Annotated in this window: 27 protein-coding genes; 14 read left to right on the top strand and 13 right to left on the bottom strand. The window is 71.9% G+C overall.

Annotated features, from left to right (window positions below; genetic code table 11):
• Positions 1 to 10: 10 nt before the first annotated feature.
• From purM to E4T13_RS20725, 5 genes are all read left to right on the top strand, one after another.
• Entirely contained in the window at positions 11 to 1,069 is a 1,059-nt protein-coding gene (gene purM / locus E4T13_RS20745; RefSeq protein ID WP_137180256.1) for a phosphoribosylformylglycinamidine cyclo-ligase, read from the top strand.
• The gene (gene purN, locus E4T13_RS20740; protein WP_137180255.1) at positions 1,069 to 1,767 is read left to right on the top strand and encodes a phosphoribosylglycinamide formyltransferase; all 699 of its coding nucleotides are present in this window, start codon (positions 1,069 to 1,071) and stop codon (positions 1,765 to 1,767) included. Before purM ends, purN begins: the two co-directional genes overlap by 1 nt.
• An 18-nt stretch (positions 1,768 to 1,785) precedes the next feature.
• On the top strand, positions 1,786 to 1,950 hold the full coding sequence (locus E4T13_RS20735) for an aa3-type cytochrome c oxidase subunit IV (RefSeq protein ID WP_170985116.1): 165 nt from the start codon (positions 1,786 to 1,788) through the stop codon (positions 1,948 to 1,950).
• Between the two features lie 25 nt (positions 1,951 to 1,975).
• Positions 1,976 to 2,434, top strand: coding sequence for a GNAT family N-acetyltransferase (locus tag E4T13_RS20730; RefSeq protein ID WP_137180253.1), 459 nt, complete (start codon positions 1,976 to 1,978; stop codon positions 2,432 to 2,434).
• Between the two features lie 64 nt (positions 2,435 to 2,498).
• Positions 2,499 to 3,074, top strand: coding sequence for a DUF2889 domain-containing protein (locus tag E4T13_RS20725; RefSeq protein ID WP_137180252.1), 576 nt, complete (start codon positions 2,499 to 2,501; stop codon positions 3,072 to 3,074).
• A gap of 7 nt (positions 3,075 to 3,081) precedes the next feature.
• On the opposite strand, the gene E4T13_RS20720 is transcribed toward E4T13_RS20725, so the two are convergent.
• On the bottom strand, positions 3,082 to 3,363 hold the full coding sequence (locus tag E4T13_RS20720) for a BolA family transcriptional regulator (protein ID WP_137180251.1): 282 nt from the start codon (positions 3,361 to 3,363) through the stop codon (positions 3,082 to 3,084).
• 111 nt (positions 3,364 to 3,474) lie between these two features.
• Between E4T13_RS20720 and E4T13_RS20715 the strand changes: the two genes are divergently transcribed.
• From E4T13_RS20715 to E4T13_RS20695, 5 genes are all read left to right on the top strand, one after another.
• Positions 3,475 to 4,092 (top strand): J domain-containing protein, encoded by a 618-nt coding sequence (locus E4T13_RS20715; RefSeq protein WP_137180250.1) that lies wholly within the window; start codon positions 3,475 to 3,477, stop codon positions 4,090 to 4,092.
• 105 nt (positions 4,093 to 4,197) lie between these two features.
• The gene (cobS, locus tag E4T13_RS20710; RefSeq protein ID WP_137180249.1) at positions 4,198 to 5,205 is read left to right on the top strand and encodes a cobaltochelatase subunit CobS; all 1,008 of its coding nucleotides are present in this window, start codon (positions 4,198 to 4,200) and stop codon (positions 5,203 to 5,205) included.
• A gap of 81 nt (positions 5,206 to 5,286) precedes the next feature.
• Positions 5,287 to 7,158 carry a cobaltochelatase subunit CobT gene (gene cobT / locus E4T13_RS20705; RefSeq protein WP_137180248.1) on the top strand — a complete coding sequence of 624 codons (1,872 nt, stop codon included), beginning with the start codon at positions 5,287 to 5,289 and terminating at the stop codon, positions 7,156 to 7,158.
• A 94-nt stretch (positions 7,159 to 7,252) separates the two neighbouring features.
• Entirely contained in the window at positions 7,253 to 8,158 is a 906-nt protein-coding gene (locus E4T13_RS20700) for an esterase-like activity of phytase family protein (protein WP_137180247.1), read from the top strand.
• Between the two features lie 102 nt (positions 8,159 to 8,260).
• A complete protein-coding gene (locus E4T13_RS20695; RefSeq protein ID WP_137180246.1) occupies positions 8,261 to 9,031 on the top strand; it encodes a class I SAM-dependent methyltransferase in 771 nt (256 codons plus the stop codon).
• Between the two features lie 17 nt (positions 9,032 to 9,048).
• Here the strand turns inward: E4T13_RS20695 and E4T13_RS20690 are convergent, their stop codons facing one another.
• The 4 genes from E4T13_RS20690 to E4T13_RS20675 form a co-directional block, all read right to left on the bottom strand.
• Positions 9,049 to 9,825, bottom strand: a complete 777-nt coding sequence (locus E4T13_RS20690; RefSeq protein ID WP_170985115.1) for a sensor histidine kinase KdpD — start codon at positions 9,823 to 9,825, stop codon at positions 9,049 to 9,051.
• 198 nt (positions 9,826 to 10,023) lie between these two features.
• Positions 10,024 to 10,320, bottom strand: coding sequence for a 50S ribosomal protein L28 (gene rpmB, locus E4T13_RS20685; RefSeq protein WP_137180244.1), 297 nt, complete (start codon positions 10,318 to 10,320; stop codon positions 10,024 to 10,026).
• A gap of 246 nt (positions 10,321 to 10,566) precedes the next feature.
• Positions 10,567 to 10,830, bottom strand: coding sequence for a hypothetical protein (locus E4T13_RS20680; protein ID WP_137180243.1), 264 nt, complete (start codon positions 10,828 to 10,830; stop codon positions 10,567 to 10,569).
• 101 nt (positions 10,831 to 10,931) lie between these two features.
• Entirely contained in the window at positions 10,932 to 12,803 is a 1,872-nt protein-coding gene (locus E4T13_RS20675) for an ABC transporter ATP-binding protein/permease (protein ID WP_137180242.1), read from the bottom strand.
• Between the two features lie 83 nt (positions 12,804 to 12,886).
• Between E4T13_RS20675 and E4T13_RS20670 the strand changes: the two genes are divergently transcribed.
• Complete coding sequence (locus E4T13_RS20670; RefSeq protein ID WP_137180241.1) at positions 12,887 to 13,759, top strand: NUDIX hydrolase family protein; 873 nt, start codon at positions 12,887 to 12,889, stop codon at positions 13,757 to 13,759.
• Positions 13,760 to 13,763: 4 nt separating this feature from the next.
• Here E4T13_RS20670 and E4T13_RS20665 read toward each other — a convergent pair whose 3' ends face one another.
• Positions 13,764 to 15,005, bottom strand: a complete 1,242-nt coding sequence (locus E4T13_RS20665; protein ID WP_137180240.1) for a hypothetical protein — start codon at positions 15,003 to 15,005, stop codon at positions 13,764 to 13,766.
• 219 nt (positions 15,006 to 15,224) lie between these two features.
• Here E4T13_RS20665 and E4T13_RS20660 point away from each other — a divergent pair, with 219 nt between their 5' ends.
• Positions 15,225 to 17,222, top strand: a complete 1,998-nt coding sequence (locus tag E4T13_RS20660) for a PAS domain S-box protein (protein ID WP_137180239.1) — start codon at positions 15,225 to 15,227, stop codon at positions 17,220 to 17,222.
• Here the strand turns inward: E4T13_RS20660 and E4T13_RS29980 are convergent.
• The 7 genes from E4T13_RS29980 to E4T13_RS20625 all read right to left on the bottom strand — a co-directional run bounded on the left by E4T13_RS29980 (position 17,219) and on the right by E4T13_RS20625 (position 22,680).
• Positions 17,219 to 17,575 (bottom strand): Hpt domain-containing protein, encoded by a 357-nt coding sequence (locus E4T13_RS29980; RefSeq protein ID WP_170985114.1) that lies wholly within the window; start codon positions 17,573 to 17,575, stop codon positions 17,219 to 17,221. The genes E4T13_RS20660 and E4T13_RS29980 overlap by 4 nt on opposite strands.
• Before the next feature lie 65 nt (positions 17,576 to 17,640).
• Positions 17,641 to 18,357, bottom strand: coding sequence for a lipid-binding SYLF domain-containing protein (locus E4T13_RS20650; RefSeq protein WP_137180237.1), 717 nt, complete (start codon positions 18,355 to 18,357; stop codon positions 17,641 to 17,643).
• Between the two features lie 236 nt (positions 18,358 to 18,593).
• Positions 18,594 to 19,226, bottom strand: coding sequence for a histidine phosphatase family protein (locus E4T13_RS20645; RefSeq protein ID WP_137180236.1), 633 nt, complete (start codon positions 19,224 to 19,226; stop codon positions 18,594 to 18,596).
• 32 nt (positions 19,227 to 19,258) lie between these two features.
• Positions 19,259 to 20,548, bottom strand: a complete 1,290-nt coding sequence (locus tag E4T13_RS20640; RefSeq protein WP_137180235.1) for a family 1 glycosylhydrolase — start codon at positions 20,546 to 20,548, stop codon at positions 19,259 to 19,261.
• A gap of 29 nt (positions 20,549 to 20,577) precedes the next feature.
• Positions 20,578 to 21,072, bottom strand: coding sequence for a DUF29 domain-containing protein (locus tag E4T13_RS20635; protein WP_170985113.1), 495 nt, complete (start codon positions 21,070 to 21,072; stop codon positions 20,578 to 20,580).
• A gap of 49 nt (positions 21,073 to 21,121) precedes the next feature.
• Positions 21,122 to 21,925 carry an ABC transporter permease gene (locus E4T13_RS20630; RefSeq protein ID WP_137180233.1) on the bottom strand — a complete coding sequence of 268 codons (804 nt, stop codon included), beginning with the start codon at positions 21,923 to 21,925 and terminating at the stop codon, positions 21,122 to 21,124.
• The gene (locus E4T13_RS20625) at positions 21,922 to 22,680 is read right to left on the bottom strand and encodes an ABC transporter ATP-binding protein (protein ID WP_137180976.1); all 759 of its coding nucleotides are present in this window, start codon (positions 22,678 to 22,680) and stop codon (positions 21,922 to 21,924) included. The genes E4T13_RS20630 and E4T13_RS20625 overlap by 4 nt, the downstream gene beginning before the upstream one ends.
• A 122-nt stretch (positions 22,681 to 22,802) precedes the next feature.
• Between E4T13_RS20625 and E4T13_RS20620 the strand changes: the two genes are divergently transcribed.
• Positions 22,803 to 23,309 (top strand): molybdopterin-dependent oxidoreductase, encoded by a 507-nt coding sequence (locus E4T13_RS20620; protein WP_137180232.1) that lies wholly within the window; start codon positions 22,803 to 22,805, stop codon positions 23,307 to 23,309.
• A gap of 6 nt (positions 23,310 to 23,315) precedes the next feature.
• Positions 23,316 to 25,625, top strand: a complete 2,310-nt coding sequence (locus tag E4T13_RS20615; protein WP_137180231.1) for a bifunctional diguanylate cyclase/phosphodiesterase — start codon at positions 23,316 to 23,318, stop codon at positions 25,623 to 25,625.
• Positions 25,626 to 25,627 lie beyond the last annotated feature (2 nt).

The raw sequence follows: 25,627 nt of genomic DNA, 5'->3' as shown, positions 1-25,627 counted from the left end.
GAGGGCCGCCATGACCAGCCTGACCTACCGCGACGCCGGGGTGGACATCGAAGCGGGCGACGCGCTGGTCGAGGCGATCAAGCCGCTGGCCCGCGCCACCGACCGCAGCGGCACCATGGGCGGGCTCGGCGGCTTCGGCGCGCTGTTCGACCTGAAGGCGGCCGGATTCGCCGATCCGGTGCTGGTCTCCTCGACCGACGGGGTCGGCACCAAGCTGAAGCTCGCCATCGACTCAGGGATCCACGGCACCGTCGGGCAGGACCTGGTGGCGATGTGCGTCAACGACCTGGTGGTGCAGGGCGCGGAGCCGCTGTTCTTCCTGGACTACTTCGCCACCGGCCGGCTGGAGGTGGCGCAGGCCAGCCAGGTGATCGCCGGCATCGCCGAGGGCTGCCGGATCGCCGGCTGCGCCCTGGTGGGCGGCGAGACCGCGGAGATGCCGGGCCTCTACAAGGGCGGCGACTACGACCTGGCGGGCTTCTCGGTGGGCGCGGCGGAGCGCGGGACGCTGCTGCCCCGTGGCGATGTCGGGCCCGGCGACGTGCTGCTCGGCCTCGCCAGCTCCGGCGTGCATTCCAACGGCTTCTCGCTGGTGCGCCGGGTGCTGGCCGCGACCAACCTGACGCTGGCGGCGCCTGCCCCCTTCGGCGGGGGCAGCGTGGCGGAGGCGCTGCTGGCGCCGACGCGCATCTATGTGAAGCCGCTGCTCGCGGCGCATCGCGCCGGGCTGGTGAAGGCGGCGGCGCACATCACCGGCGGCGGCCTGCCCGGCAACCTGCCCCGCGTGCTGCCGAAGGGCGTGCTGGCGGTGCTGGATGCCGCCGCCTGGCCGGTGCCGCCGGTCTTCGCCTGGCTCGCCCGCGCCGGCGGGATCGCGCCGGAGGAGATGCTGCGGGTGTTCAATTGCGGGGTCGGCATGGTCGTGGTGGTCGCGCCGGAGCAGGCGGAGGAGGCCATCGCGCTGTTCGCCGCGCAGGGCGAGGCGGCGCGGCGCATCGGCGTGCTGGAAGCGGCCGAAGGCCCGGCCGGCATCCGCGTGGACGCACTGCGTCCCGGCTGGCCCGGCTGATGCCCCAGCCGCTCCGACGCGTGCGCACGGCGGTCCTGATCTCGGGCCGCGGCAGCAACATGGCCGCCCTGCTGGAGGCCGCCGCCGACCCGGCCTACCCCGCCGAGATCGCGCTGGTCCTGTCGAACCGCGAGGACGCCGCCGGGCTGGAGCGCGCCCGCGCGGCGGGCGTCCCGACCGCGGTGGTCGAAAGCCGCGTCTTCCGCCGCGACCGCGACGCCTTCGAGCGCGCCATGGAGGCCGAACTGCACGGCCACGGCATCGAACTCGTCGCGCTCGCGGGTTTCATGCGCGTGCTGACCGAAGGCTTCGTCACGCGCTGGCAGGACCGGCTGGTGAACATCCATCCCTCCCTGCTGCCGGCCTTCCCGGGGCTCGACACCCATGCCCGCGCCCTGGCCGCCGGGGTGAAGCTGCATGGCTGCACCGTGCATCTGGTGCGGCCGGGTGTGGATGACGGGCCGATCCTGGCCCAGGCCGCGGTGCCGGTGCTGGATGGCGACACCGAATCCGAACTCGCCGCCCGCGTGCTGGCGCAGGAGCACCGGCTCTACCCTGCCGCGCTCGCCTGGCTGGCGTCCGGCCGGGTGCGGCTGGAGGGCGCCGCGACCCGCATCGCGGCGGACCAGGCGGCCGGCGCGCTGGCCAACCCCTTGCCGGGCCACGCCGCGCTCCGTACAAGCGGCGCCGGACTCTGAGCCTGACGGGGAAGAATGATGGCCGACCACCATGGCCCGACGACGATGGAACTGGTCACCGTGCGGTCGGACGACATCATCGCCGAGCGCCGCTCCTTCTACGAAAGCTTCATGACCGCGACGTCCTGGGCGATCGGCGCGACGGTGCTGGTGCTCGTTCTGATGTGGATCTTCCTGGTCTAGCCAGGAAGCGACGGCCGGGTCCCCGATGCAGGGCATCGCCTTCCGCGCCGCGACCGAGGACGACCTGCCGGCCATCGTGGAGATGCTGGCCGACGACCCGTTGGGCCGGGAGCGGGAAGCGCCGGGCATGCCGCTTGCGGCGGCCTATCGCGCGGCCTTCGCGGCCATCGATGCGGATGCCAACCAGCTTCTCGCCGTCGCCGAGGACGCCGAGGGCGTGGTCGGCACGCTGCAGGTCAGCTTCATCCCGGGCCTGTCCCATACTGGCGCCTGGCGCGGCCAGATCGAGGGCGTGCGCATCGCCGCGCGCCGCCGCGGCAGCGGGCTGGGCGCGGCGATGATCGAATGGGCGGTGGCGCAGTGCCGCGCGCGCGGCTGCCGCATGGTGCAACTCACCACCAGCAAGTCCCGCGGCGACGCGCAGCGCTTCTACGATCGCCTCGGTTTCCGCGCGACGCATGAAGGCTACAAGCTGAGCCTGTAGCTGGCCTCGACGCCGTGGCCATGCCATAGCCAGCGGCCGCGCCGCATCCTCCCCGGGATTTTTCATGCCGCTGTCCGCCCCCGCGCCGCGCCAGGCGCTGCATCGCCGCCTCATCGACATGCATGGCTATCAGCGCGACGACGGGCTCTACGACATCGAGGCCTGGCTCGAGGACACCAAGACCTACGCCTTCGACAATGTCGATCGTGGCCAGGTGAAGGCCGGCGAGAAGCTGCACGGCATGTGGCTGCGCCTGACGGTCGGCGAGGACATGGTGATCCATGCCTGCGAGGCGGTCTCGGACTTCACGCCCTATGCCATCTGCCCGCAGGCCGCGCCCAATTTCGCGCGCCTCGCCGGGGTGACCATCGGCCCCGGCTTCAACCGCGCCGTGAAGGAGCGCGTGGGCGGCGCGCTGGGCTGCACCCATCTGCGTGAGGTGCTGGCGCAGATGGCGACCGTCGCCTTCCAGACAATCGGCCCCATGCGTTGGCGCAAGGCGCGGGAAGTGCGCGAGGCCGCCATCGCCCGTGGCGAGACCCCGCCGCCCGCGCGCCGCGTGCTGCCGCTCAATTCCTGCTACGCCTATGCCGAGGGGAGCGAGGTGGTGCGGCGCCACGAGGAAGTGGCGGAAGAGTAGGCGCCGTTCAGGCGCCCGCCGCTTCCTCCGGCGTCCTCAGCGTCAGCGCAAGCGCGTGCATGCCGCCCTCGAACTCCGCGGTGAGCGCGGCATGCACGGCGCGGGACCGCGCGACGCGGTTCATCCCCGCGAAGGCCGGGGAGACGACGCGCACGCTGTAATGCGTCTCGCCTTCCGGTCGCGCCCCGGCATGGCCGGCATGGCGGTGGCTGTCATCGGCCACCGCCACCTCGGCAGTCGGGAAGGCGGCGCGAAGGGCGGCGGCGATGCGGTCGGCGCGGCGGGTCATGACCCCCTTCATATGCGCCTTTCACGCGCGCTTTGCACCGGCTCCGCATGCATGAAACACACGCGCCCGCAACGCCTTGCGCGCCCTCGGGGCCACGCCCATAAACACGCGATGGCACGCAGGAGCGAGCGGATCCAACTGGGGCTGGCCGACCAGCCGGAGGCGCCGGTGCGCTCCTGCGAGCATGCCGGCTGTTCCAACGCGGGCGAGTTCCGCGCCCCCAAGGACCGCGCGCATCTCAACCAGTATCGCTGGTTCTGCCTGGACCATGTGCGCGAATACAACCGGGCCTGGGACTACTACAAAGGCATGGGGCCGACCGAGATCGAGGCCGAGCTGCGATCCGATTCCGGCTGGCAGCGGCCGACCTGGCCGCTCGGCCGGCTCGGCGGCTTCAACCCCTTCGAGAGCGAGTATCTGCGCGACCCGCTCGGCATCCTGCGCGACACGCCGCTGCACAAGGCCAAGCGCGACCGGGTTCCGAGGCGGGACGAGCCGCCGGCCGAACTGCGCGCCGCGTTGGACGTTCTGGGGCTTGCCTGGCCGCTCGATGCCGCCGCGCTGCGCACGCGCTACAAGGAGCTGGCCAAGCGCTACCACCCCGACGCGAATGGCGGCGACCGCCAGGCGGAGGAGCGGCTGAAGGACATCAACCGGGCCTACAGCCTGTTGCGGCGCCGCGTGCCCGCCCGGCCGGCGGAAGCCGCCGCGGCCGCCCCGGCGGGATAGGGCCTGCCGCCCATCGCCAGCAGACCAGCTTCCACCGCGCGACGGGTAGCCTCTGCCGCCCGCCCGCCCTAGATTGCGCCCCTCTTGCCACAGCCGGACCGCCACATGACCAAGGTCGCCCTCGCCGAGAACCGGACCACCACCGCGATCGACATGCCGGACACGCAGGTCAAGGTGCGCGAGGCCTTCGGCATCGACAGCGACATGGTCGTGCCGGCCTATTCCGTCCGCACCGAGCATGTGCCGGAGGTGGACGCCTCCTACCGCTTCGACCGGGAGACGACGCTGGCCATCCTGGCGGGCTTCGCCTTCAACCGTCGCGTGATGATCCAGGGCTACCACGGCACCGGCAAGTCCACGCATATCGAGCAGGTGGCCGCGCGGCTGAACTGGCCCTGCATCCGCGTCAACCTCGACAGCCACATCAGCCGCATCGACCTGATCGGCAAGGACGCGATCGTCCTGAAGGACGGCAAGCAGGTGACGGAGTTCCGCGAAGGGATTCTTCCCTGGGCGCTGCAGCACCCCTGCGCGCTGGTCTTCGACGAATACGATGCCGGCCGGCCTGACGTGATGTTCGTGATCCAGCGCGTGCTGGAGGTCGAGGGCAAGCTGACGCTGCTCGACCAGAACAAGGTGATCCGGCCGCACAGCCAGTTCCGCCTCTTCGCCACGGCGAACACCGTGGGCCTCGGCGACACGACGGGCCTCTATCACGGCACGCAGCAGATCAACCAGGGCCAGATGGACCGCTGGAACATCGTCGCGACGCTGAACTACCTGCCGCATGCGCAGGAGACGGCGATCGTCATGGCCAAGCTCGGCATGGACGAGAAGGACGCCAAGCAGAAGCGCCAGGTGGAAGCGATGGTGGCGCTGGCCGACCTGACCCGCGCCGGCTTCATCGCCGGCGACATCTCCACCGTCATGTCGCCGCGCACGGTCATCACCTGGGCCGAGAACGCGAAGATCTTCGGCGATATCGGCTTCGCCTTCCGCCTGACCTTCCTCAACAAGTGCGACGAGGCCGAGCGGTCCACGGTGGCCGAGTACTACCAGCGCTGCTTCAACGAGGAACTGCCCACCGGCCTGCTGCTGCGCAAGGCGGGCTGACGGGTTTCTCCCTCCCCCGCCTGCGGGGGAGGGTCGGGGTGGGGGCCGCGCACCCTCCACGGCGTCCAGACCGGGGCGACGATGTCCAATACCTCCAAGGACCAGACACGCCAGGAAGAATTCAAGCGCGCCACCGCCGGCGTGCTGCGCGCCATCGCGCAGGTGCCGGAGGTGCAGGTGGCGTTCCAGCCCGGCCCCTCGGGCCTGGCCGGCAAGCGCGCGCGCCTGCCGCTTCCCACGCGCGCCCTGCCGCCCGGCGAGATGGCGAAGCTGCGCGGCGCCGCCGATTCCATCGCGCTCAAGCTCCGCCACCACGACGAGGGCGTGCATGCCGCCCGCGTGCCGTCCCGGCGCGAGGCGCGCGAGGTCTATGACGCGCTGGAGGATGTGCGCGTCGAGGTGATCGGCAGCCAGCACATGTCCGGCGTCGCCGCCAATCTGCGCGCGCGCCTGGCCGACCAGTGCGAGGCCGAGGGCTATGACCGCATGACGCGCAAGGACCAGCTGCCCATGGCCGCTGCCCTTGGCCTGCTCGCGCGCGAGAAGCTTTCGGGCGAGACGGCGCCGGCGGCGGCGCAGCGCGTGCTGGATCTCTGGCGCGACACGCTCGGCGACAAGGCCGATGCGGCGCTGGCGGAGATGGCGAACAACGCCGGCGACCAGGACGCCTATGCGCGTTCCGCGCGGAAACTACTCGCCGCCCTCGACCTGGCCGAGGCCGAGGTGGAGGCGGAGAGCGAGCAGGACGAGGAGGAAGGCGAGGGCGGCGAGACCAGCCCGCAGCAGGACCAGTCCGGCGAGGGCGAGGCGCAGGCCCAGGACACCGAGAGCATGCTCGGCGCCCAGCCCGAGACGATGCAGGGCGACGCCGCCGAGGACGAGACCGAGGAAGGCGAGGAGGAAGGCGCCGCCGCCGAGGGCGACGATCGCCCCGGCGGCCCGACCCAGCGGCGCGAGGTGCCGCAGGTGGACGATCCCTCCGCCTACAAGGCCTTCACGCGCAGCTTCGACGAGATCGTCGAGGCCGAGGATCTCTGCGACGCGGACGAGCTCGGGCGGCTGCGCCAGCAGCTCGACCAGCAGCTGTCGCATCTGCAGGGCGTCGTGTCGAAGCTGGCGAACCGGCTGCAGCGCCGCCTGCTCGCGCAGCAGCAGCGCGCCTGGGAATTCGACCTGGAGGAGGGGCTGCTCGACGTCGCGCGGCTGGCCCGCGTCGTCGCGAACCCCATGCACTCGCTGAGCTACAAGCGCGAGCGCGAGGCGGATTTCCGCGATACCGTGGTGACGCTGCTGATCGACAATTCCGGCTCGATGCGCGGACGGCCGATCACCGTGGCGGCGATGTGTTCCGACATCCTGGCCCGCACGCTGGAACGCTGCGGCGTGAAGGTGGAAATCCTGGGCTTCACCACCCGCGCCTGGAAGGGCGGCCAGTCGCGCGAGCGCTGGGTGCAGGAAGGCAAGCCGCGCAATCCCGGCCGCCTGAACGATTTGCGCCATGTGGTCTACAAGGGCGCCGACCAGCCCTGGCGCCGCGCGCGCCGGAATCTCGGGCTGATGCTGCGCGAGGGGCTGCTGAAGGAGAACATCGACGGCGAGGCGCTGGAATGGGCCTACAAGCGCCTGCTGGCCCGCACCGAGCATCGCCGCATCCTGATGGTGATCAGCGACGGCGCGCCGGTGGATGACAGCACGCTCTCCGTGAACCCCGGCAACTACCTCGAGCGGCACCTGCGCAAGGTGATCACCGACATCGAGGGGCGGGAACTGGTGGAGCTGATCGCCATTGGCATCGGCCATGACGTCACGCGCTACTACCGCCGCGCGGTGACGATCGTGGACGCCGAGGAGCTCGGCGGCACCATGATGAAGAAGCTCGCGGAGCTGTTCGACGAGGACGCCGCGATGGCCTGGCAACGGGCCGCGGCGGAGCGCGCGCCCGCCATCGCCTGATCACCTGAGGTCGGTCGTGCCCCCACCCAACCCTCCCCCGCACAGCGGGGGAGGGCTGAAGCGGCGCGGGATCCTGGCGGCCGCCTTTGGCGCGTTGCTGCCAAGTGCGGCGCGGGCCGCGCTCGCCACGCCCTTCGCCCTGTCGCCGCTGCCGGACTGGCCGCTGCTGCGGCCGCTTGGCGGCTTCGAGATCGACCGGGCCATGCTCGGCTTCGGCGGGCTGTCGGGGCTGCATATCGCGCCCGACCTGACGGTCACCACGATCAGCGATCTCGGGCGCTTCGCGGAATTTGCGCTGACTCTCGGGCCGGAGCTTCGGCCCACCGGCCTGGCGCTGCGCCGTTCCGGCCCGCTGCGCGATCCCGCCGGGCGTCCGCTGCCGCGCGGCCATTACCGCGACGCCGAATCGCTGGCGCGGCTGCCGGATGGTGCCTGGCTGGTCGGCTTCGAGCGCTGGCCCCGCATCGCCCGCTACCAGGCGCTGGACGGCCCCGCGCGCTACATCGCGCCGCCCCCGGGCCTGGCGCAGGCGCCGGCCAATGCCGGGCTGGAGACGCTGGCTGTGCTGGAGGATGGGCGCTGGCTCGCCATGGCGGAGGACCTGCCCTTGCCCGAGGCGCCCGGCGCCACCACGGCCTGGCTCGGCCGTCCCGGCGCCTGGATGCGCCTCGGCTGGCGCACCGGCGACCGGATGCACCCCGTGGACGCCACGCCATTGCCCGGCGGCGACGTGCTGGTGCTGGAACGCGCCTTCTCCTGGATCGGCGGCTTCTGGGGGCGTGTGGTGCGGCTCGACCGGGCGCGCATCGCCGCGGCGCAGCCGGGGATGGTGCTGGAGGGGACGGAGATCCTGCGGATCGAGCCGCCGCTGCCGATGGACAATTACGAGGGCATCGCGGCGGTGCGGCACGCCGGCCGCATGCTCGTCGGCATGGTCTCCGACGACAACCAGAGCCGCTTCCAGCGCAGCCTGATGCTGTTCTTCGAACTGGCGGAGTGAGCGCCGCCCGCGGCGCGGCGCCGTGACCGGGGGCGTTTGGCGCGGCGCGACGACGCATGGCAGGCTGGGCCCCCTTTCGCGCGGCCAGAGCCAGGAGGACCCATGCCCGGATCGGACAGCGCCCTCGGCCCGGCGCCGCCGGCCGTGTCCCTGCGCGGCACGCTGGAGATGGGGCTCACGCCGCGCGGGCGTCTCGCGATGCTGTGGTCGGCCCGGACTCGGATGGAGCGTCTCGTGGCGCTCCATCGCGGCCCGCGCGTGTTCAAGTGGCGCCACTTCTACCCGATCTACGAGGGATACTTCCGCCGCTTCCGTGGCCGGCCGATCACGCTGCTGGAGATCGGGCTCGGCTATGGCGGGTCGCTGCAGCTCTGGCGCCGCTATTTCGGCCGGCGCGCCCGGATCGTCGGCGTGGATGTGCGGCCCGAGTTGCGCGCCTTCGCTGCCCGCAACACCGCCATCGAGATCGGCGACCAGGGCGATCCCGCCTTCCTCGCGGAGCTCGCGCGCCGGCACGGGCCCTTCGACATCGTCATCGACGACGGCAACCACCATTTCGCGCACCAGCTCACCACCTTCCGCGCGCTGTTCCCGGCGATCAGCAATGGCGGCCTCTATGCCTGCGAGGACCTCTGCACCTCCTACTGGGAGGATGAGTTCGGCGGCGGGCTGCGCCAGGCCGGCACCTATGTCGAGTTCCTGAAGGGCCTGGTGGACGAGCTGAACCTGCCCTTCTGGCACGAGGCCGCGCGCGAGGGGCGGGAGCATGCCGCGGCCGGTGCCGCGGCGGTGCATTTCCACACCGCGCTGGTGGTGGTGGAGAAGCGCGCGGCCGAACCGCCGGTCCTCCTCCATGTCGGTCGGGAGGGCTGAACTCCCGCCCGCCGCGTTCAGGCCGCTTCCAGCAGCCGATCCCGCGGCAGGGTCAGCCAGGCGCGGGCGCCGATGCCGGGCGCCGATTCCAGCCGGATGTCGCCGCCATGCGCCGCGGCGAGGGAGCGCGCCAGGCTCAGCCCGAGGTCCAGCCCCCGCGTGCCCGCGGGGGCGAAGGGCGATTCGGGCAAGAGGTCCATGGCGGCCAGCCCGTCGCCCTCATCCTCCACCACGATGGAGACGGTCTCGCTGGCCACCACCCAATGCAGCGCCACCACGTCGCCGTCGCGGGAATGGCTGGCGGCGCGGCGCAGCAGGGCGGTCAGCGCGCCCTGCAGCGCGCGGCGATCGGCATTCACCACCAGCCGGCGCAGCGCCGGGTCCACCTGCCAGTGGCGGATGCCCGGGCGGATCTGCGCACTGACCGTGGTGAGCGCGGCATCCACCATCGGGCCAAGCGGTGCTGGCGCGGCATGGATCGCGTGCTGCGGCGCGCCGGCGGCGATCTCGGCGAGGTCGTCCGCCAGGCGCAGGATCTGCTGCGCGGGGCCATCGGCCGGCAGCCAGGACATGGCGCGGCAGGGATCGACGCGGCCGAGTCCACCCATCGCGGCGGCGATCCCCCGCATCTCCTGTGCGGCGAGGGACATGGACCGGGCGCGCGTGGCGGCAAGCTGCTCGGCCTGCCCGGCCTTCTCCCGCCAGGCGGTGCGGTCCCGCAGCAGATGCAGGGCAGCGAGGATCGCCATCATGGCGACCGCAATGGCTGCGAGGGACATGGCGTTCATCTCCATGTCCCCCATCCTCTCGTGGGATGGTTTATGACCGGTTAACGGGCCGGATCCGCCGACAGGATTGGAAAGAGAATCACGGGTTCGTGTCACGTCCGCGTGACGGAGGAGAACGCGAAAACCGGGCCGGACGATGTCCGACCCGGTTGCAGCGTGTCTCTTCGGCTGTCAGGCCGGGGTGACAACCCCGGCGCTTCAGGCTCAGGCGGCGGCCTTGCGGGCCTGCGCCTTCTCAAGCCGGCGCTTCAGCACCAGCGCCTCCTGCGGCAGGCGGCGGTCCGGCGTGCCGAGCAGGAAGCTGTCCAGCCCGCCATTGTGCTCCACCGTGCGGATGCCGTTCACCGACAGGCGCATCCGCACCGGCGCGCCCAGGATATCGGAGAAGAACGACGTCTCCTGCAGGTTGGGCAGGTAGCGGCGACGGGTCTTGTTGTTGGCGTGGCTGACGTTGTTGCCGGTCAGCACGCCCTTGCCGGTGACTGCGCAGCGGCGGGCCATGAGAGCGTATCCCAATGAACGCCCAGGCAAGTGCGCCGGCGAAGGGCGCCGGCAAGCCGGGGACGGAGTGGTTCGGAGCGGCGCCGTATCGCGGAAACCGGCCGCCGCGTCAAGGCCGAGGCTGTCTCGGGCGGGGCGATTCAGACCTGCGGGGCTGGCGCCCCTCCGGTCATCGCGGCGGCTTCGCACCGTGGGCGGGCCGATTCAGACCTGCGGGGCTCGCGCCCCTCCGGTCATCGGGCCGCGTCAGGCGCTCCCCGGCGCATCGCCATGCTCGCGCATCTCGGCCAGCTCGCCGGCCTCCACGGAACTCAGCGCGTTGCGCAGCACCTGGGCCACGCCGCGGTCGTCCATGCTGCGCGCGAGCATGCCCAGCGCACCGCCCAGCAGCGCCGAGGCGACCGAGATCGGGGCGATGTTCTGGCCGATCATGTACTCGATCGCCTTGTCCACCACGGCCCCGGCATGGCTGAGGTCCTCCGGCGCCACGCCCTGGGGATCGAACTGCATGCCTGGCCCTCCTGTCATCGGCGGCAGATAGGCAGGCGCGCGGGGCAGCGGAAGCCCTCGCCGGGCATTGCGGCCGGCGCCTGCGGCTTGTCGGTCACGGATCAGGCCGGCGCGCGGGCGCGGACCTCGGAGGATTCGGCCGCGGCGGCGGCTGCGGCGGCGGCCTCGGCGGCTTCCACCGCCTGCGCCTGGCGCCGCCACATCTCGGCATAGAGGCTGTCGAGCGCAATCAGCTGCCCATGCGTGCCGCGCTCGGCGATGCGGCCGTCCTGCAGAACGATGATCTCGTCCGCCTCCACCACGGTGGACAGGCGATGCGCGATCACCAGCGTGGTGCGGCCCTGCGCGGCGTTGCGCAGCGCCGACTGGATCTCCTGCTCGGTGTGCGTATCCAGCGCGCTGGTCGCCTCGTCCAGGATCAGCAGCCGCGGGTCCTTCAGCAGCGTGCGCGCGATCGCCACCCGCTGCTTCTCCCCGCCCGAGAGCTTCAGGCCGCGCTCGCCCACGCGGGTGTCGTAGCCATCGGGCAGGCGGAGCACGAAGTCGTGCACCTGCGCCTGGCGCGCCGCCTGCTCGATCTCGGCCTGGCTGGCGCCGGGCCGGCCATAGGCGATGTTGTAGCGGATGGTGTCGTTGAACAGCACGGTGTCCTGCGGCACCACGCCGATGGCCGCGCGCAGGCTGTCCTGCGTCACGTCGCGCACATCCTGCCCGTCCACCCGCACGGCGCCTTCGTTCACGTCGTAGAAGCGGAACAGCAGGCGGGATATGGTGGACTTCCCGGCCCCCGTCGGCCCGACGATGGCCAGCGTCCGCCCCGGCGGCACGGTGAAGGAAACGCCCTTCAGGATCTCCCGGTCCGGGCGGTAGCCGAAGCGCACATCCTCGAAGCGCACCTCGCCATCCGTCACCCGCAGCGGCTTCGCACCGGGCCGGTCCGGCACCTCGCGCGCCTCGCGCAGCAGGCCGAACATCGCCTCCATGTCCACCAGCCCCTGCTTGATCTCGCGATACGCGAAGCCGAGGAAGTTCAGCGGCTGGAACAGCTGCAGCAGGTAGGTGTTGACCAGCACGAAGTCGCCGACGGTCATCTGCCCGTTCGCCACGCGCTGCGCCGCCAGCAGCATCACCACGGTCAGCCCCACCGCGATGATCGCCTGCTGGCCGAAGTTCAGCGCGTTGAGGGTGACCTCGGACCGGACATAGGCGTGCTCGTAGCGCTGCATCGCCTGGTCGTAGCGCCGCGCCTCATGCGCCTCGTTGCCGAAATACTTCACCGTCTCGAAGTTCAGCAGGCTGTCCACCGCCTTGGTGTTCGCCTCCTGGTCGGTCTCGTTCATCTGCCGCCGGAAGCGCAGGCGCCATTCGGTGAACAGCAGCGTGAAGGCGATGTAGAGGCCGAGGCTCAGCAGGATGATCGCGCTGAAGGTGAAGTCGAACATCACCCAGAGGATGCCCGCGACGATCAGGATCTCGAGCAGGGTCGGCGCGATGCGGAACAGGAGGAAGTCCAGCACGAAGGTCATGCCGCGGGTGCCACGCTCGATCACGCGGCTGAGGCCGCCGGTCTGGCGATCCAGGTGGAAGCGCAGCGACAGCCGGTGCAGGTGCTCGAACACCTCCAGCGCGATGCGCCGCATGGCGCGGCCCTGCACCTTGGAGAAGGTGGCGTCGGACGCTTCCGTGAAGGCGGAGCTGAGCAGCCGCACCATGCCATAGGCCGCGACGATCGCGATCGGCACCACCACCAGCGAAGCGGCGCCGGCAGCCCCTCCCTGGGGCGTCAGCGCATCCACGGCACGGCCGAAGGCGATCGGGATCAGCACATTGACGCCGCGCGCGGCCAGCAGCAGGCCGAGGCTGGCGACGACGCGGGCGCGCAACCCCGGCTCGCCCTGCGGCCAGAGGTAGCGGGCAAGGGTCAGGAGGGTGCGCAGGTGGCCACGCTCCTCCCCGGTCTCGGCATGCTTCATCGTGCCACCATGTGGCGATCTCCGGCCGTCACGAAAGCCTCCGGCGGCTTCCCGGCCATGCGCCCGGCGCGTTACAGGGCCGCATGAGCCCCGACCAGGACCTCTTCCCCCGCCTCTGGCGCCATGTGGAGGCGTGCAACAACCTCGCCTCGCCGGCCCATCTGATCCCCTTCCGGGTCGCCGGGCAGCAGGTGGGGTGGATGGGCGCGGAGCTGGCGCGGGCGCTCTCCTTCTTCCCGCGCGACGTGCATTTCGACCGGGACGGCGCGGCGCTGGCCGGGCGCATCCGGGGCGAGGGCGCGGCGACCACCGCGCTGGAGCGCCTGGCCCGGCTGCTGGCGGCACGCGGCCATTTCCGCCTGCGCGACGAGCCCTTTGATGTCCGCGCCACGGCGGATGGCCCGGTGCTGGCGCGGATCGACCGCGGCGCCCTGCCGGCCTTCGGCATCATCTCCCAGGGGGTGCATGTGAACGGCTTCGTCCGCCGGGCGGACGGGCCGCATCTTTGGGTCGGCTGGCGCTCCAGGCACAAGGCGGTGGCGCCGGGGAAGATCGACAACATCGTCGCGGGCGGCATTCCCGCCGGCCTCTCGCCGGATGAATGCCTGGTCAAGGAAGCGGCGGAGGAGGCCTCCCTGCCGGCCGAGCTGGCGGCCAGCGCCGTCCCGGTGGAGCGCATCGCCTATGTCATGGCCAATGACGAGGGGCTGCGCCGCGACGTGCTGCATTGCTACGACCTCGAACTGCCGGAAGGCGTGGTCCCGCGCCCCTCGGACGACGAGGTCGAGCGTTTCGAGCTGCGCCCCGCCCGCGACCTGCTGCGGGAAGTGGCCGAGGGCGACCGCGTGAAGTTCAACGTCAACCTGGTGATGACCGGATTCTTCCTGCGCCACGGCCTGCTGGACGACCTGCCGGAGGAGGCGCGGCGGCGGCTGCGCGCGGGGCTGGCGGGATAGCGGCTCAGCTCTGTCCCGGCACGCCCATCGGCATCTGCGGCACGATCATCGGCGGCGCGGTGATCACCTGCGGCGGCGGCGGCGTCTGCAGCCGTCCCGCGACGCCCTCGACCATCGCCTCGATCACCGTGAACACCGCCTCCAGCGCGAAGCCGACGAAGAAGGCCGCGGCCGCGAGCGTCAGCGCGAAGCCGCCGAGCTGCACCGGCTCGTCGCCGCTCCAGACCACGCCGAGCAGCCCGCCCAGCATCGTCGCCAGCAGCACGCGCAGCACGGCGTGCCAGCCATCGCGCACTTCCAGCGTGTTCTCCGACAGCTTGTGGTCAAGCCGCCGCAGCACATACGCGGCGCCGCCGATGAAGCCCATCAGCAGCGGCAGCACGAAGCCCGTCAGCGTGGAGATGACGGAGGCGGTGCGCAGCTCCGTCCGATCCCAGTGGTGCTGCATCGACTGGTCGTACATCGTCTCCCCGGCATCCGGCGGCGTGCAAGGATCGAGCAGCGGCACGCCGCAGGACAGGCTGTTCCAGCGCGCCAGCCGCATCATCACCAGGCGATTGCGCAGCGCCGCCTGGCCGAGCAGGCTGCACAGCGCATCCGCCCGCGCGCCATCCGGCGTATCCGCGGGCAGCAGCGCGTAGGCGCTCGAACCCGGGCACATCGGGCGATAGGTCAGCTCCAGCGCCGGCACGCGCGGCGGCACCCAGGCATTGGGCGGCAGCTTCGCCAGCTCGCCCTGCAGCGTCTCGATCTCGGCCACAGAGGCCTGGAGCTGCTGCACGGCGCGGCGGCCATTGTCCACATGCGCGAGCAGCCCGATGGAGACGATCACCGCCAGCACGACCAGCACGATCAGGCTGAAGATCACCGCCCGCAGCCACCGCACCCGCGCCTTCACCTCGACCGAAGGCTCGCCGCCTTCCGTCGCGCTGCGCAGATAGGCGCGCGTGAGCCGGATGGTGCTGGCATTGGCGGGCGCCGCCTGCCGGCTGAGCGCGTCCACGCAGCCGGTGAGCGCCTGGAACTTGCCGCGGTCGCGCGCGATCGCCGCGGGATCCTCGGTGAGCACGGTGATCTGCGGCACCGCCGCGATGCCCGGCGACATGGCGAGGCTGCGATCCGCGCGGCGCGCGACATGGCGCAGCAACAGGCGCCCGTCGCGCTGCAGGTCGCGGACATAGGCGATGGTCGCGGCCTCGTCCTCCGTGAGCGGACCGGCCTGCGGCATCGCGACCACCGTATCCATGGCAAGCCTCCGACACCGGTATGACGACATCAGTTACGGCATGCCGGCGCTGCGGAATCCAGCGGGAATGCGGCAGCCGTCCCGCCACCCCTGGTCTGTTCCGGCCGATTTCCCGCGCCCTTCGCGCGTGCAACCGGGCTGGATCGCGCGAAGTTGCGTGGCCTTCGGGGGGCATGCGCGGCATGGCTCTTCCCGGGACACCCTTCCCGAGGATGGCATGTGCAGAGAGCGGCCTGGCTCCTGGCGCTGGTCGTGTCCGGCACCGCCTGCACGGGCATGTGGACACTGGGCGTCCTGGCGGACCGGCGGAGCGTCCTGAAGGGCGCGGAGGCCAATCTCGCCGCCACGGCGCGGCTGCTGGAGGAACATGCCGACCGCGCCTTCGCTGCCGGCGACCGTGCCGTGCAGGCGGCCGTCGCCGCCGTCGGCGATCCCGCGGGGCTGCGCGAGGAGGGCCGCGCCCCCGGCCTGCATGAGCGCCTGCGCCTGCTGGTCGTCGACAGCCAGCAATTGTCCTCGGCCTGGGTCATGGACCGCGACGGCACCACGCTGGTGGATAGCTGGTCGGAGCCGCCCTCGACCGTCGGCGCCTATGCGCACAGGCCGTATTTCCAGGCCCATCTTGCGGGCGAGCGCGGATTGCGCATCGGCTCCGCGGCGCCGGGCTCTGTCTCAGGCCGGATGCGCTTCACGCTGAGCCGTCCGCTGGAGGCGCCTGATGGTGGGTTCTCCGGCATCGCGGTCGCCGGCGTCTACAGCGACTACTTCGGCGCCGTGTATGCGGAGGCCGGGCTGGGCGACGGGGCGCAGTTCGCCTTGTTTCGCGATGATGGTGCGCGGCTGGTCGCCTGGCCTCCGGCGGCGAGCGCCAGCGAGCCGCCGGCCGACGCCCTGGGCATGCCGCAGGACCTCCCGTCTCCGGGCGAAGGTTTGGTGCGCATCGCCGATGGCGGAAGGCTCGAGGCGATCCGCCGCCTCGATCGGTTTCCCGTGGTTCTGGCGGTCAGCCAGCCGCTCGACGTCGTGCTGGCGGATTGGCGCGAGCGCACCTGGCTGGCCGGCCTGGTCCTGGCGGCGGTACTCGCGATGCTGACGGCCCTGGCCGTCGTCGGCCGGCGCGGCGCGGCGCGGCAGCAGGCGCTGACCGCGGCGTTGCAGGGCGAACGCGAGGCGCTGGAACGCCGCGTCGAGGAGCGCACGGCGGCCCTGCAGGAGAGCGAGGCGCGGTTCCGCGACATGGCGGACCATGCCCCGGTAATGGTCTGGGTCACCGATGCGGCGGGGCGCTGCACCTTCCTCGGCCAGTCCTGGTACGACTTCACCGGCCAGGCGCCGCATGCCGGGGAAGGCATGGGCTGGCTGGACGCCGTGCATCCCGAGGACCGGGCCGCCACGCGCGCCACCACCCGCGCCGCCCTTGCCGCGCAGGAGGGGTTCCGCCTGGAGTACCGCATCCGCCGCGCCGAGGACGGCGCCTGGCGCTTCGTGCTGGCGGTGGGCGCGCCGCGCTACGATGCCCAGGGCAGCTTCCTCGGCTATATCGGCTCCAGCATGGACATCACCGAGCGGCGCGAGGCGGAGGAGCGCCAGGCGCTGATGGCGCGCGAGCTGGACCATCGCGCGAAGAACGCGCTGACGGTGGTGCAGGCCGCGCTCCGCCTCACCCCCCGGCACGATGCGGATGCCTTCGCGAAGGCCGTGGAAGGCCGCGTGGCGGCGCTGGCGCGGGCGCATTCCGCGCTGGCGGAGGGGCGCTGGCAGGGCGTCAGGCTGCGCAGCGTGCTGGAAGCCGAGCTCGCCACCTTCGCCCAGGCCGGCGGCGGCGCCGCGGGCGCACAGCGTATCGCGCTGCAGGGCCCGGACATCCTGCTGACGCCGCCGGCCGTGCAGGCGCTGTCCATGGCGGTGCATGAACTGGCGACCAACGCGACGAAATACGGCGCGCTGGGGGCGCCGCACGGGCGGCTCTGCGTCACCTGGTGGCGCGACGAGGCAGCGGGAAGGCTGCGGCTGCGCTGGGAGGAGCGGGACGGGCCGGAGATCGCCAACGAGCCGCGCCGTCGCGGCTTCGGCGCGCGCGTCATCCAGGCCACGATCGGCGGGCAACTCGGTGGCGAGGCGGAGCGGCTCTGGGAGCGCGACGGGATGGTCTGCCTGATCGCCCTGCCGCTGGCCCGCGTGACGCAAGAGCGCCACGCGCCGCTTGCGGCAAGCTAGCCGTCGGCGGACCCGCTGCCGTCCTGGCCGACAGGGGCCGACAGCGCGGCCAGCGCGGCCAGCGCGGCCGCGGCCTCGTCGCGGATCTGCCCGGCGGTGTCGGCCGTGCCCTGGCCTTCCATGGCGGAGCGCGCCGCGGCTTCCAGCCGGCCCGCGCCGATCGCCGCGGCCGCGCCGGCCAGGCTGTGCGCCGCGCGGCGCAGCCCGTCCGAATCCTCGGCCGCGGCGGCGCGGCCATAGTCGTCGGCAAGGCGGCCGAGATCCGCTTCGAAGGTACGCAGCAGACGCTGGAACTCCGCCTCCGGCAGCGAGGCGGCGAGCTGTCCGGCTATGGCGGGGTCGAGGGCGCGCACGCCGATCCTCTGGCATCGCCGCGCCGGGCGGTCAATTCGCGCGGCGCGCGCACGGGACGTTGCAACTAGCGCTGCGACGTCGGCGACGTGGCCTGCGCCGAGGCCTGGGCGCCGGGCGAGCCGAAGCGCATCAGCATCGCGCGCAGCGGGTCCGCGCCGGGATTGTGCGCCTCCATCTGCACCACGATCTGCCGGGCCGATGCGTCCTTGCCGTAATAGGCGCGGGCGTAGTCCGGCAGATAGGTGAGCAGGGAGCCCTGCAGCGACATGCCCGCGAACAGGCCGCGCGTGCGCGAGATGGCGACGATATCCGCCCCCGCCGCCGCGGTGGTGGCGCCCTGGACGCCGGCCCCGAGGGTGGCGAAGGTCATCGCGGCATCCGCCCCGACCTTGAACTGGCTGTTCATCAGCGCCTGCAACCCGCGATCGGTCATCACCATGACCAGCATGGTGCCGTCCTGGATGCCGGCCTGCAGGCCGAGGCTGCCGGAACTCATCTGGTAGAAGGCAGGCGACGACCAGGACCCGCCGCCGTCGCGGCCGAGCAGCACGCAGGTCCCGCCCTCGCCGGCGAGGATGAAGCCGGCGCGGAAGACGCGCGGGCAGACCAGCGCGGCGCGGGCGCGCTTCAGCGTGTCCTGCTGTTCGCGGGTGTGGTCACCGGTGGTCATGATCTCCTGCACCGCGAGCGCAGCGCGATCGACCAGGGTCTGCTGCGCCTGCTGCGCCGCCGCGGGCTGGGCGGCGAGGAGGAGGGCAGCCACGTAGATGCCACGGAACATGAGCAGCCTCCGGCAAGGTGTTGTGTCCGCGCCGATTCTACAGGGTTGCGACTCGGCTGTCCAAGGCAGAGGCAAGGTATTTCGGGGGCGTGATGTGGCGGACCGAAGGCTCAGGCGGCCGGCAAGGCCGGCCGAGGCCGCGAAGCGGCCCGCGCACCACCCGACAGCGCGGGCCGGGGCGACCGTGGCCTGCGCGTCAGCCAAGCCGCCGGAGGCGGCGCCGGCGCCTGAGGCGCCTATACAGGCAAGGTGAAGGGCTCTTCGTTCACCGCGGCGACGCGCCAGTCGGGGCCGACCTTCTCGAGCCGCGTCAGCGACAGGTTCTTGATCGAGAAGGTCAGCACCGCCAGGCCCGGCACGCCCATGGCATGCGCCAGCGCCGCGCGGATCGACCCGCCATGCGCCACGATCACCACGTCGCCGCCCGCATTCTCCTCGACCAGCCGGTCCACCGCCGGCCCGACGCGGGCGATGACGTCGGCGAAGCTCTCGCCGCCGGGCGGGCGCTCTTCCACGCTGATCGACCAGAAGGGGTGCGGCTTGTCGCGCAGCCGCTGGAAGAAGGTGTCGTGCGGCAGGCCTTGCCATTCGCCGAGCGCCTGCTCGATCAGCTCGGGATGGGTCTCCAGCGGCGTTTCCGGGTAGCCGGCGGCGAAGATCGCCGCGGCCGTGGCGCGGGTGCGGGAGAGCGGGGTGACGAGCCAGCGCGCCGGCTGCGGCAGGCGTGCGGCGAGCCAGCGATAGGCGGCGGCCTCCTGCCGCAAGGCCAGCTCGCACAGGCCGACATCCATCGTGCCGTACATCGTCAGGCGCGCGGAGGGTTCCACCAGGGCGTGGCGGACGAGGAAGAGGCGGGTGGTGGTGGTCACCCGCTCCCTCTACTCCGCGCCGCCGAAGCCGACTACCCGCGCCGCATGCTGGCCTGCCGCGCCCAATAGGCCTCGGGGAGGCCCTCGCCCTCATAGGCGCTCGGCATCACAACCGGCACCTGCAGGCAGAGCGATTGCGCCGGCAGCACCTCCCGCCACTGCGCGACAAGGCGCTGATAGGCGCGTCCGACCGGGCGGATCCTCCGCTCGAGGTCGTACAGGCCAACCTTGTCGACATGGCCATTGTCCTCGCGCAGCGCGGTGTCCCAATCCACCTGGTCGGTCAGCGAGTACCAGGTGAAGCCGATCACCGGCACGCCGTCGTTGCGCACGCGCAGCACGTTTGCCCATTGCTTCCAGAGCCAGCGTTCGGCGTCGCCCTCGTTGTCGTCGCGGATGTTGGTCTCGGTGTGCATCACCGGCAGGCCGTAGCGGTCGTGATACTGGCGCGTCAGGACGGCATAGCCGAACACCTCGCCCGAAGCGCGGGTGTGCCCGTCCTCATGCACCAGGTGCTCGTTGGTCCAGTAGTAGTCGTTGCCCATGATGCAGTGGCGCTTGAGCGGCGAGTGGGCGAGGAAGAAGTGGTACTCTTCCCGCGTCATGCCGGAATCCATGAGATATTCGTACATGCCGCTGTCCACGCGGCGGCCGTAGTTGAGGTCGAGCGAGAGGAAGCGCTCCTGGTTGCGGATCTCGGCCGGGCCGATCGCGGCGGGGCTCTGGGCGTGGAAGTATTCTGTGCTTTCGGACTGGATGAAGATCGCGTCGGGGCGGACCTTCAGGATCTCCCGCATCGCCAGCAGGTTGCCGCCGACGACGTGCTTCAATGCGGTGACGAAGCTGCGGTCGGTCGCGAGCTGCTCGTTCCACCAGCCGTAGCGGGCGGAGAACAGGGCGCAGATGTACATCTCGTTCACCGGGGTGTAGAGCTGCACCCAGGGGAAGCGCCGCGCGAAGGCGCCGGCATAGTCGGCGAAGAGCCGTGGGAAGTCCGGGTTCTGGAAGTCCCCGATGAAGTCGGGCACGCCGAAATGGCAGAGATCGACGATCGGCACGATGTCGCGCCGCTGCAACTCGCCGAAGGTCTGGTCGGCGAAGTCCCAGTCGTGCCGCCCGGCGCCGAGCAGGGTGGTGTGGATGGGCGGCCCGTAGCGCAGGAAGCGCAGGCCGAGCTCCTGCACCAGCGCGAAATCCTCGCGCCAGCGCTCGTAATGGCCGCAGCGGGCCATCTCGTCCACGCGCAGCGTGCCGCCCTTGATGCGGGGGTTGGAGTTCTCGATGCCGGTGGCGAAGAGGAAGGCGGGTGGGTCCTGGCGCATGCGCGCCCAACGCACGGGGCGCGCGCGGGTTACGCGGGCGGGATCAGCGCGGCGAGGCGATTGGCGAGGGCGCGCGGGTCGGCATCCTCGTCGAGCAGGTCGTCGAGGGTGAAGGGCATGGACGCGGGCAGCGGCGGCGGTGACCGGTCCTCCTGCCGTGCCTCCACCCGGAGCTGTCGGACAAGGCCTCCCCAGAGCGCATCGAGGTCCAGCAAGCGGCGCATCGACGGCCGGTAGCGCTTGCGGGCCGTGCGCAGGAATGCGCGAGTCTCGGTGACCCAGTGCCTGGCGGGATCAGCAGCCGGCTCCGTCGCCAGTTTCAGCAGGTGCAGCAGCGCCTGCTCCAGGTTGCTCTCCACCTGGAACAGCTGCTCGTTGCCCAAGGACTCGATCTCCTCCGCCACGTTCTCCAGGTCGAGGTCGTTCGGCAGCACCAGGCCGGCGTCCTTTAGGCGGCGCAGCACCGCCGCCTGGTGCAGCGCCCAGGCGTAGACGTCCTCCTCGTAGCGTGGCGGCAGGTCCATGCGCCGTGCTCCTCTCGCCCGCAGCATATCGTCGCGTGGGCGGCGGATTCTACTCCCCGATGTTCAGCAGCGCCCCGCGCACGCGCGCCCCCTGGAACTGGCGCAGGAACAGCCAGCCGAGGCCTGCCAGCCAGACCAGGTCCAGCGCGAAGGCGGCGGCCAGGTGGCCCCAGGCGATGGTGCCCTGCAGCAGCGCCGCGCGCATGCCTTCGAACACATGCGCGGCGGGGATCATCCAGGCCAGCGGCTGCAACCAGCCAGGCAGCACGCTGACGGGATAGAACACCGCGGCGAAGGGCGTCAGCCCGAACAGCACGCTCCAGGCCAGCGGCTCCGCCCCCGCGCCGTGGCGCAGGATCAGCGCCGTTACGCCGAGCGCGACGGCCCAGCCCATCGCCATCAGCGCCGCGAAGAACAGCACCAGCACCGGCCCGAGGCTCCACAGGCCGAAGCCGTACAGCATGAAGGCCAGGATCATCGCGGGGATCACGCCCGCCAGCATGCGGATCATGCTCATCCCGATCAGCCCGGCCACCAGCTCCAGCGGGCGCAGCGGGCTGACGAAGACATGGCCGAGGTTGCGCGACCAGATCTCTTCGAGGAAGGAGATCGCGAAGCCCATCTGGCTGCGCACCGCCACCTCCCACAGCAGCACGCCGCCCAGCAGCACGCCAGCCGCGACGGAGGCGACGTTGTTCTGCACCCCGGCCAGGTAGGCGGTGACGAAGCCCCACACGACCATCTGCAGCACGGGCCAGTACATCAGCTCCAGCACGCGCGGCCAGGAACGCCGATAGAGCGCGAGGTGGCGATACATCAGGCCCCAGATGCGACGCAGCGCGAGCGCGCTCATGGCGTGGGCTCCAGCCGCTGCCGGTCGCGCGCGATGTCGAGGAACACATCCTCCAGGTCGTCGCGGCCATAGCGTTCCAGCAGCGCGGCCGGGCTGCCGGCATCGACCACGCGGCCCTGCTTCAGCACCAGGACGTGGTCGCAGAGCCGTTCGACCTCGCCCATGTTGTGGCTGGCGAGCAGGATCGCGCAGCCGGTCTCGGCGCGGTAGCGTTCCAGCCAGCTGCGCACCCAGTCGCCGGTGTCGGGATCGAGGCTCGCGGTCGGCTCGTCCAGCAGCAGCAATTCGGGCCGGTTGATCAGCGCCTTGGCCAGCGCCACGCGCGTCTTCTGCCCGGCCGAGAGCTCGCCCGCCGGGCGGGAAAGCAACTCGGTGAGCTGCAGCTGCTCCGCCAGCTCCCTGATCCGCGCATCCGCGCCCGGCACGCCGTAGAGATGCGCATAGACCCTCAGGTTCTCCGCCACGCTCAGCCGGTGCGGCAAGGCCACGTAGGGCGAGGAGAAATTCATCCGCGCCAGCGCGGCGAAGCGGTCGGTCGCCATGTCGTGGCCGAGTGCCAGGATGCGGCCGGAGGTCGGCACCAGCAGGCCGAGCAGCATGGCGATGGTGGTGGTCTTGCCGGCGCCGTTGCCGCCCAGCAGGCCCCAGGTCGCGCCACGCGGCATGGTGAAGTCCAGCGCCGCCACCGCGTCGGGTGCGTCGGGCCGGTAGCGTTTGGTCAGCGCCTCGACGCGGAGCGCGGGAGTTGCGGTCATCGCGCCGGCATAGGCGAGGCACGCCACCGACGGCAACGGTGTCCGCCTTAACGCTCCGTTCAGTGGCGGGCCGCACAGTGTTGCCGGAACCGGGCAAGGCCCGCTCATCGAGGGAACCCGCCATGCTACGCCGCCGCTTCCTGCTGCTGCCGCTTCTTGCAGCCGCACCGTCGGTCCTCGCGCAACAGTCGCCGGAGGCGCCGACGCAGCCGCGCGGGCGCGAGATCCTGCGCGTCACCGGCAGGATCGCCGCGCCGGACGGCGCGCGTTTCGACCTTGCCGCGCTGGAGGCGCTCGGCCGCGCGGACCTCGTCACCCGCACCGTCTGGACCGGCACCACGCCGCAGAGCTTCGCCGGCGTGAGGCTGGAGACGCTGCTGGCGCATGTCGGCGCGCAGGGAGGGACGCTGCGGCTGGTGGCGCTCAACGACTATGCGGTGACGGCGCCCCTCGCCGAGCTCGTGCAGCAGGGCGCCTTCCTCGCCACGCGGCAGGACGACCAGCCGCTGCGCATCCGCGACCGCGGACCGGTCTGGATGATCTTCCCCTGGTCGCAGCGCCCCGAGCTGGACGTGCCGACCGTGCGCGAGCGTGCGATCTGGCAGCTGCGGACGATCACGATCTCCTGATCCCGCATGCGCGGCGCAGCGCCGCGGCGTCGAGCGCCGCTGTTCCTGGCTGCCGGTGCGGCGCTGCTCTTCGCCGCCTCCATCGGCGTGGCCCTGCAGCATGCCGTGCAGCAGTACCGGCTGGAGAACCAGTCGCAGCGCGTCTCCGTCTGGTACAGCAGCCAGGCCCTGGTCGAGCTGCACCGCACGCGCAGCGCCATGCTGCGCATGGGCGAGCTGGACGCTGAGCCCCAGGACGAGACCCTGCTCGACCGCTTCGAGATCCTGCTGAGCCGCGTCGCGCTGCTGACGCCGGAGAATGCCGAGACGACGGAGGCGGTGCACCGCCAGCTCGGCAGCATCGCCGGGCTGCTGGAATCGCTCGAGGCCATCGAGCCCGCGATCATCGCCTTCCGCCCGGAGGATCGCGTCGAGCGCGCGCGCATCCTTGTCGTGCTGGATTCGGCGGAGGACCAGCTCACCAGCCTCAACGTCGCGCTGCACCTGGAACGCGCGGAGGCAGTCACGCTGGCCCAGGCCAATGCATCGCGCCTCTCGCTGGTCTTCACCGCCTGCATCGTCGGCATCGCGCTGAGCTCGGCCCTGCTGATGGCACTGCTCCGCCGCGGCATGCGACGCGCGATGGACACCGAGCGGACGCTGCGCGTGCTGGTGGAGGCGCTGCCGGTCGCCGTGACGGCGGTGGATGCGGAAGGCCGCTTCGTGCTGGCCAACGGCGCCGCGCGCGACCTCTATCGCCTGCCCGCCTCCGATGCCCAGCTCATCGGGCGGCGCGCCGGGGAGATCGGCGCCGCGCCCTGGCTGGAACGCGATGCCGCCGCCGTGCTGGCCGAGCGCCAGCCGCGCGGCGCCGCGGAGCGTGAGGTCCCGACGCAGGAAGGCGGCCGGCGCACCCTGATCACCACCTCGGCGCCCGTGCTGTCCGGGGCGGAAGTGGTGCGCGTCGTCTCGGTCGGGCTCGATGTCAGCGACCGGCGCGAGGCCGATGAGCGGATCCGCTTCCTCGCCGAGCACGACGTGCTGACCGGACTGCCGAACCGCGTGCTGTTCGCCGAGCGGCTGCGCGCGGCGCTGGTGCCGGGCAGGGCCGCGCGCGTGGTCGCGGTCCACTGCCTCGACCTCGACGACTTCAAGGCCGTCAATGACAGCCTCGGCCATCCCGTCGGCGACCAGTTGCTGATCGCGGCGGCCACGCGCATGGCCGGCACGCTGCGCCAGGGCGACGTGCTGGCGCGGCTCGGCGGCGACGAATTCGCGGTGATCCAGCCCGACATCGCCGGCCCGGAGGAGGCGGCGGAGACCGCCGCGCGGCTGGTGCAGGCGCTGGCGCGGCCCTTCCGCATCGCCGGCTACACGCTACGCAGCGGCGGCTCCGTCGGCACGGCGCTGGCGCCGCTGCATGGCGAGACGGCGGAGGCGCTGCTGCAGCGCGCGGATATCGCGCTGTATCGCGCCAAGGCCGGCGGGCGCGGACGCAACGTGGTCTTCTCCGCCGACCAGGAGGAGCGCCTGGTGGAGCGCCGCCGGCTGGAGGAGGACCTGCACCAGGCGGTGACGGTCGGGCAGATGGTGCTGGCCTACCAGCCCAAGTTCCGCCTGCGCGACGGCGCGCTGGAAGGCGCGGAGGCGCTGCTGCGCTGGCACCACCCCGAGCGTGGCTGGGTGCCGCCGAGCCTGTTCATTCCCGTCGCCGAGGAGACCGGCCTGATCCACCGCCTGACGCGCTTCGTGCTGGAGGAAGCCTGCCGCCAGGCGCTGCGCTGGCGCATGCAGGGTCTGGAGGTGCCGGTCGCCGTCAACCTTTCCGCCGCGGAATTCGGCGCCGGGCAGGGCGTCCGCATGGTGCAGGAAGCCCTGGCCGCGACCGGCGGCGATCCGCGGCTGCTGGAAGTGGAAGTGACCGAAGGCGTGTTCCTGCGCAACGCCGACCGCGCCGCCGCCGAGGTCGCGGCGCTCCGCAAGCTCGGCGTGCGCGTCGCGCTGGACGATTTCGGCACGGGCTATTCCTCGCTCGGCTACCTGCAGCACCTGGCCTTCGACGTGATCAAGGTGGACCGGCAATTCGTGGACCGGATCGAGCAGCCGGGGCCGAGCCGGCACATCGTGGATGCGGTGATCCGCCTGGCGCACGGCCTCTCGGCCAAGGTGGTGGCGGAAGGCGTGGAGACGCGCGGGCAGTTGCAGGCGCTGGCGGCGCTGGGCTGCGACCTGGCGCAGGGCTACCTGCTGAGCGAGCCGGTGCCGCCGCAGGCGCTGCCGGCGCTCTGCGGCAAGGGCGCGACCCAGGCCGGGGCCACCCCGCGCGTGGCGGCGTAGCA

Source organism: Roseomonas sp. AR75, from assembly GCF_005222815.1.
Lineage (GTDB): Bacteria > Pseudomonadota > Alphaproteobacteria > Acetobacterales > Acetobacteraceae > Falsiroseomonas.
The sequence above is the reverse complement of the archived record's forward strand: the minus strand, read 5'-3'. Positions and strand labels throughout refer to the sequence as shown.

What these genes read in the sequence shown, in the direction of transcription:
- E4T13_RS20725 (WP_137180252.1), top strand. Translation starts at nt 2,499, where the DNA reads ATGCCGCTGTCCGCCCCCGCGCCGCGCCAGGCGCTGCATCGCCGCCTC.
- rpmB (WP_137180244.1), bottom strand. Translation starts at nt 10,320, where the DNA reads ATGGCCCGCCGCTGCGCAGTCACCGGCAAGGGCGTGCTGACCGGCAAC.
- E4T13_RS20675 (WP_137180242.1), bottom strand. Translation starts at nt 12,803, where the DNA reads ATGAAGCATGCCGAGACCGGGGAGGAGCGTGGCCACCTGCGCACCCTC.
- E4T13_RS20720 (WP_137180251.1), bottom strand. Translation starts at nt 3,363, where the DNA reads ATGACCCGCCGCGCCGACCGCATCGCCGCCGCCCTTCGCGCCGCCTTC.
- E4T13_RS20630 (WP_137180233.1), bottom strand. Translation starts at nt 21,925, where the DNA reads ATGAGCGCGCTCGCGCTGCGTCGCATCTGGGGCCTGATGTATCGCCAC.
- E4T13_RS20730 (WP_137180253.1), top strand. Translation starts at nt 1,976, where the DNA reads ATGCAGGGCATCGCCTTCCGCGCCGCGACCGAGGACGACCTGCCGGCC.
- E4T13_RS20640 (WP_137180235.1), bottom strand. Translation starts at nt 20,548, where the DNA reads ATGCGCCAGGACCCACCCGCCTTCCTCTTCGCCACCGGCATCGAGAAC.
- E4T13_RS20670 (WP_137180241.1), top strand. Translation starts at nt 12,887, where the DNA reads ATGAGCCCCGACCAGGACCTCTTCCCCCGCCTCTGGCGCCATGTGGAG.
- E4T13_RS20680 (WP_137180243.1), bottom strand. Translation starts at nt 10,830, where the DNA reads ATGCAGTTCGATCCCCAGGGCGTGGCGCCGGAGGACCTCAGCCATGCC.
- E4T13_RS20625 (WP_137180976.1), bottom strand. Translation starts at nt 22,680, where the DNA reads ATGACCGCAACTCCCGCGCTCCGCGTCGAGGCGCTGACCAAACGCTAC.
- E4T13_RS20715 (WP_137180250.1), top strand. Translation starts at nt 3,475, where the DNA reads ATGGCACGCAGGAGCGAGCGGATCCAACTGGGGCTGGCCGACCAGCCG.
- E4T13_RS20695 (WP_137180246.1), top strand. Translation starts at nt 8,261, where the DNA reads ATGCCCGGATCGGACAGCGCCCTCGGCCCGGCGCCGCCGGCCGTGTCC.
- cobT (WP_137180248.1), top strand. Translation starts at nt 5,287, where the DNA reads ATGTCCAATACCTCCAAGGACCAGACACGCCAGGAAGAATTCAAGCGC.
- E4T13_RS20615 (WP_137180231.1), top strand. Translation starts at nt 23,316, where the DNA reads ATGCGCGGCGCAGCGCCGCGGCGTCGAGCGCCGCTGTTCCTGGCTGCC.
- purN (WP_137180255.1), top strand. Translation starts at nt 1,069, where the DNA reads ATGCCCCAGCCGCTCCGACGCGTGCGCACGGCGGTCCTGATCTCGGGC.
- purM (WP_137180256.1), top strand. Translation starts at nt 11, where the DNA reads ATGACCAGCCTGACCTACCGCGACGCCGGGGTGGACATCGAAGCGGGC.
- E4T13_RS20665 (WP_137180240.1), bottom strand. Translation starts at nt 15,005, where the DNA reads ATGGATACGGTGGTCGCGATGCCGCAGGCCGGTCCGCTCACGGAGGAC.
- E4T13_RS20650 (WP_137180237.1), bottom strand. Translation starts at nt 18,357, where the DNA reads ATGTTCCGTGGCATCTACGTGGCTGCCCTCCTCCTCGCCGCCCAGCCC.
- E4T13_RS20735 (WP_170985116.1), top strand. Translation starts at nt 1,786, where the DNA reads ATGGCCGACCACCATGGCCCGACGACGATGGAACTGGTCACCGTGCGG.
- E4T13_RS20635 (WP_170985113.1), bottom strand. Translation starts at nt 21,072, where the DNA reads ATGGACCTGCCGCCACGCTACGAGGAGGACGTCTACGCCTGGGCGCTG.
- E4T13_RS20620 (WP_137180232.1), top strand. Translation starts at nt 22,803, where the DNA reads ATGCTACGCCGCCGCTTCCTGCTGCTGCCGCTTCTTGCAGCCGCACCG.
- cobS (WP_137180249.1), top strand. Translation starts at nt 4,198, where the DNA reads ATGACCAAGGTCGCCCTCGCCGAGAACCGGACCACCACCGCGATCGAC.
- E4T13_RS20690 (WP_170985115.1), bottom strand. Translation starts at nt 9,825, where the DNA reads ATGGAGATGAACGCCATGTCCCTCGCAGCCATTGCGGTCGCCATGATG.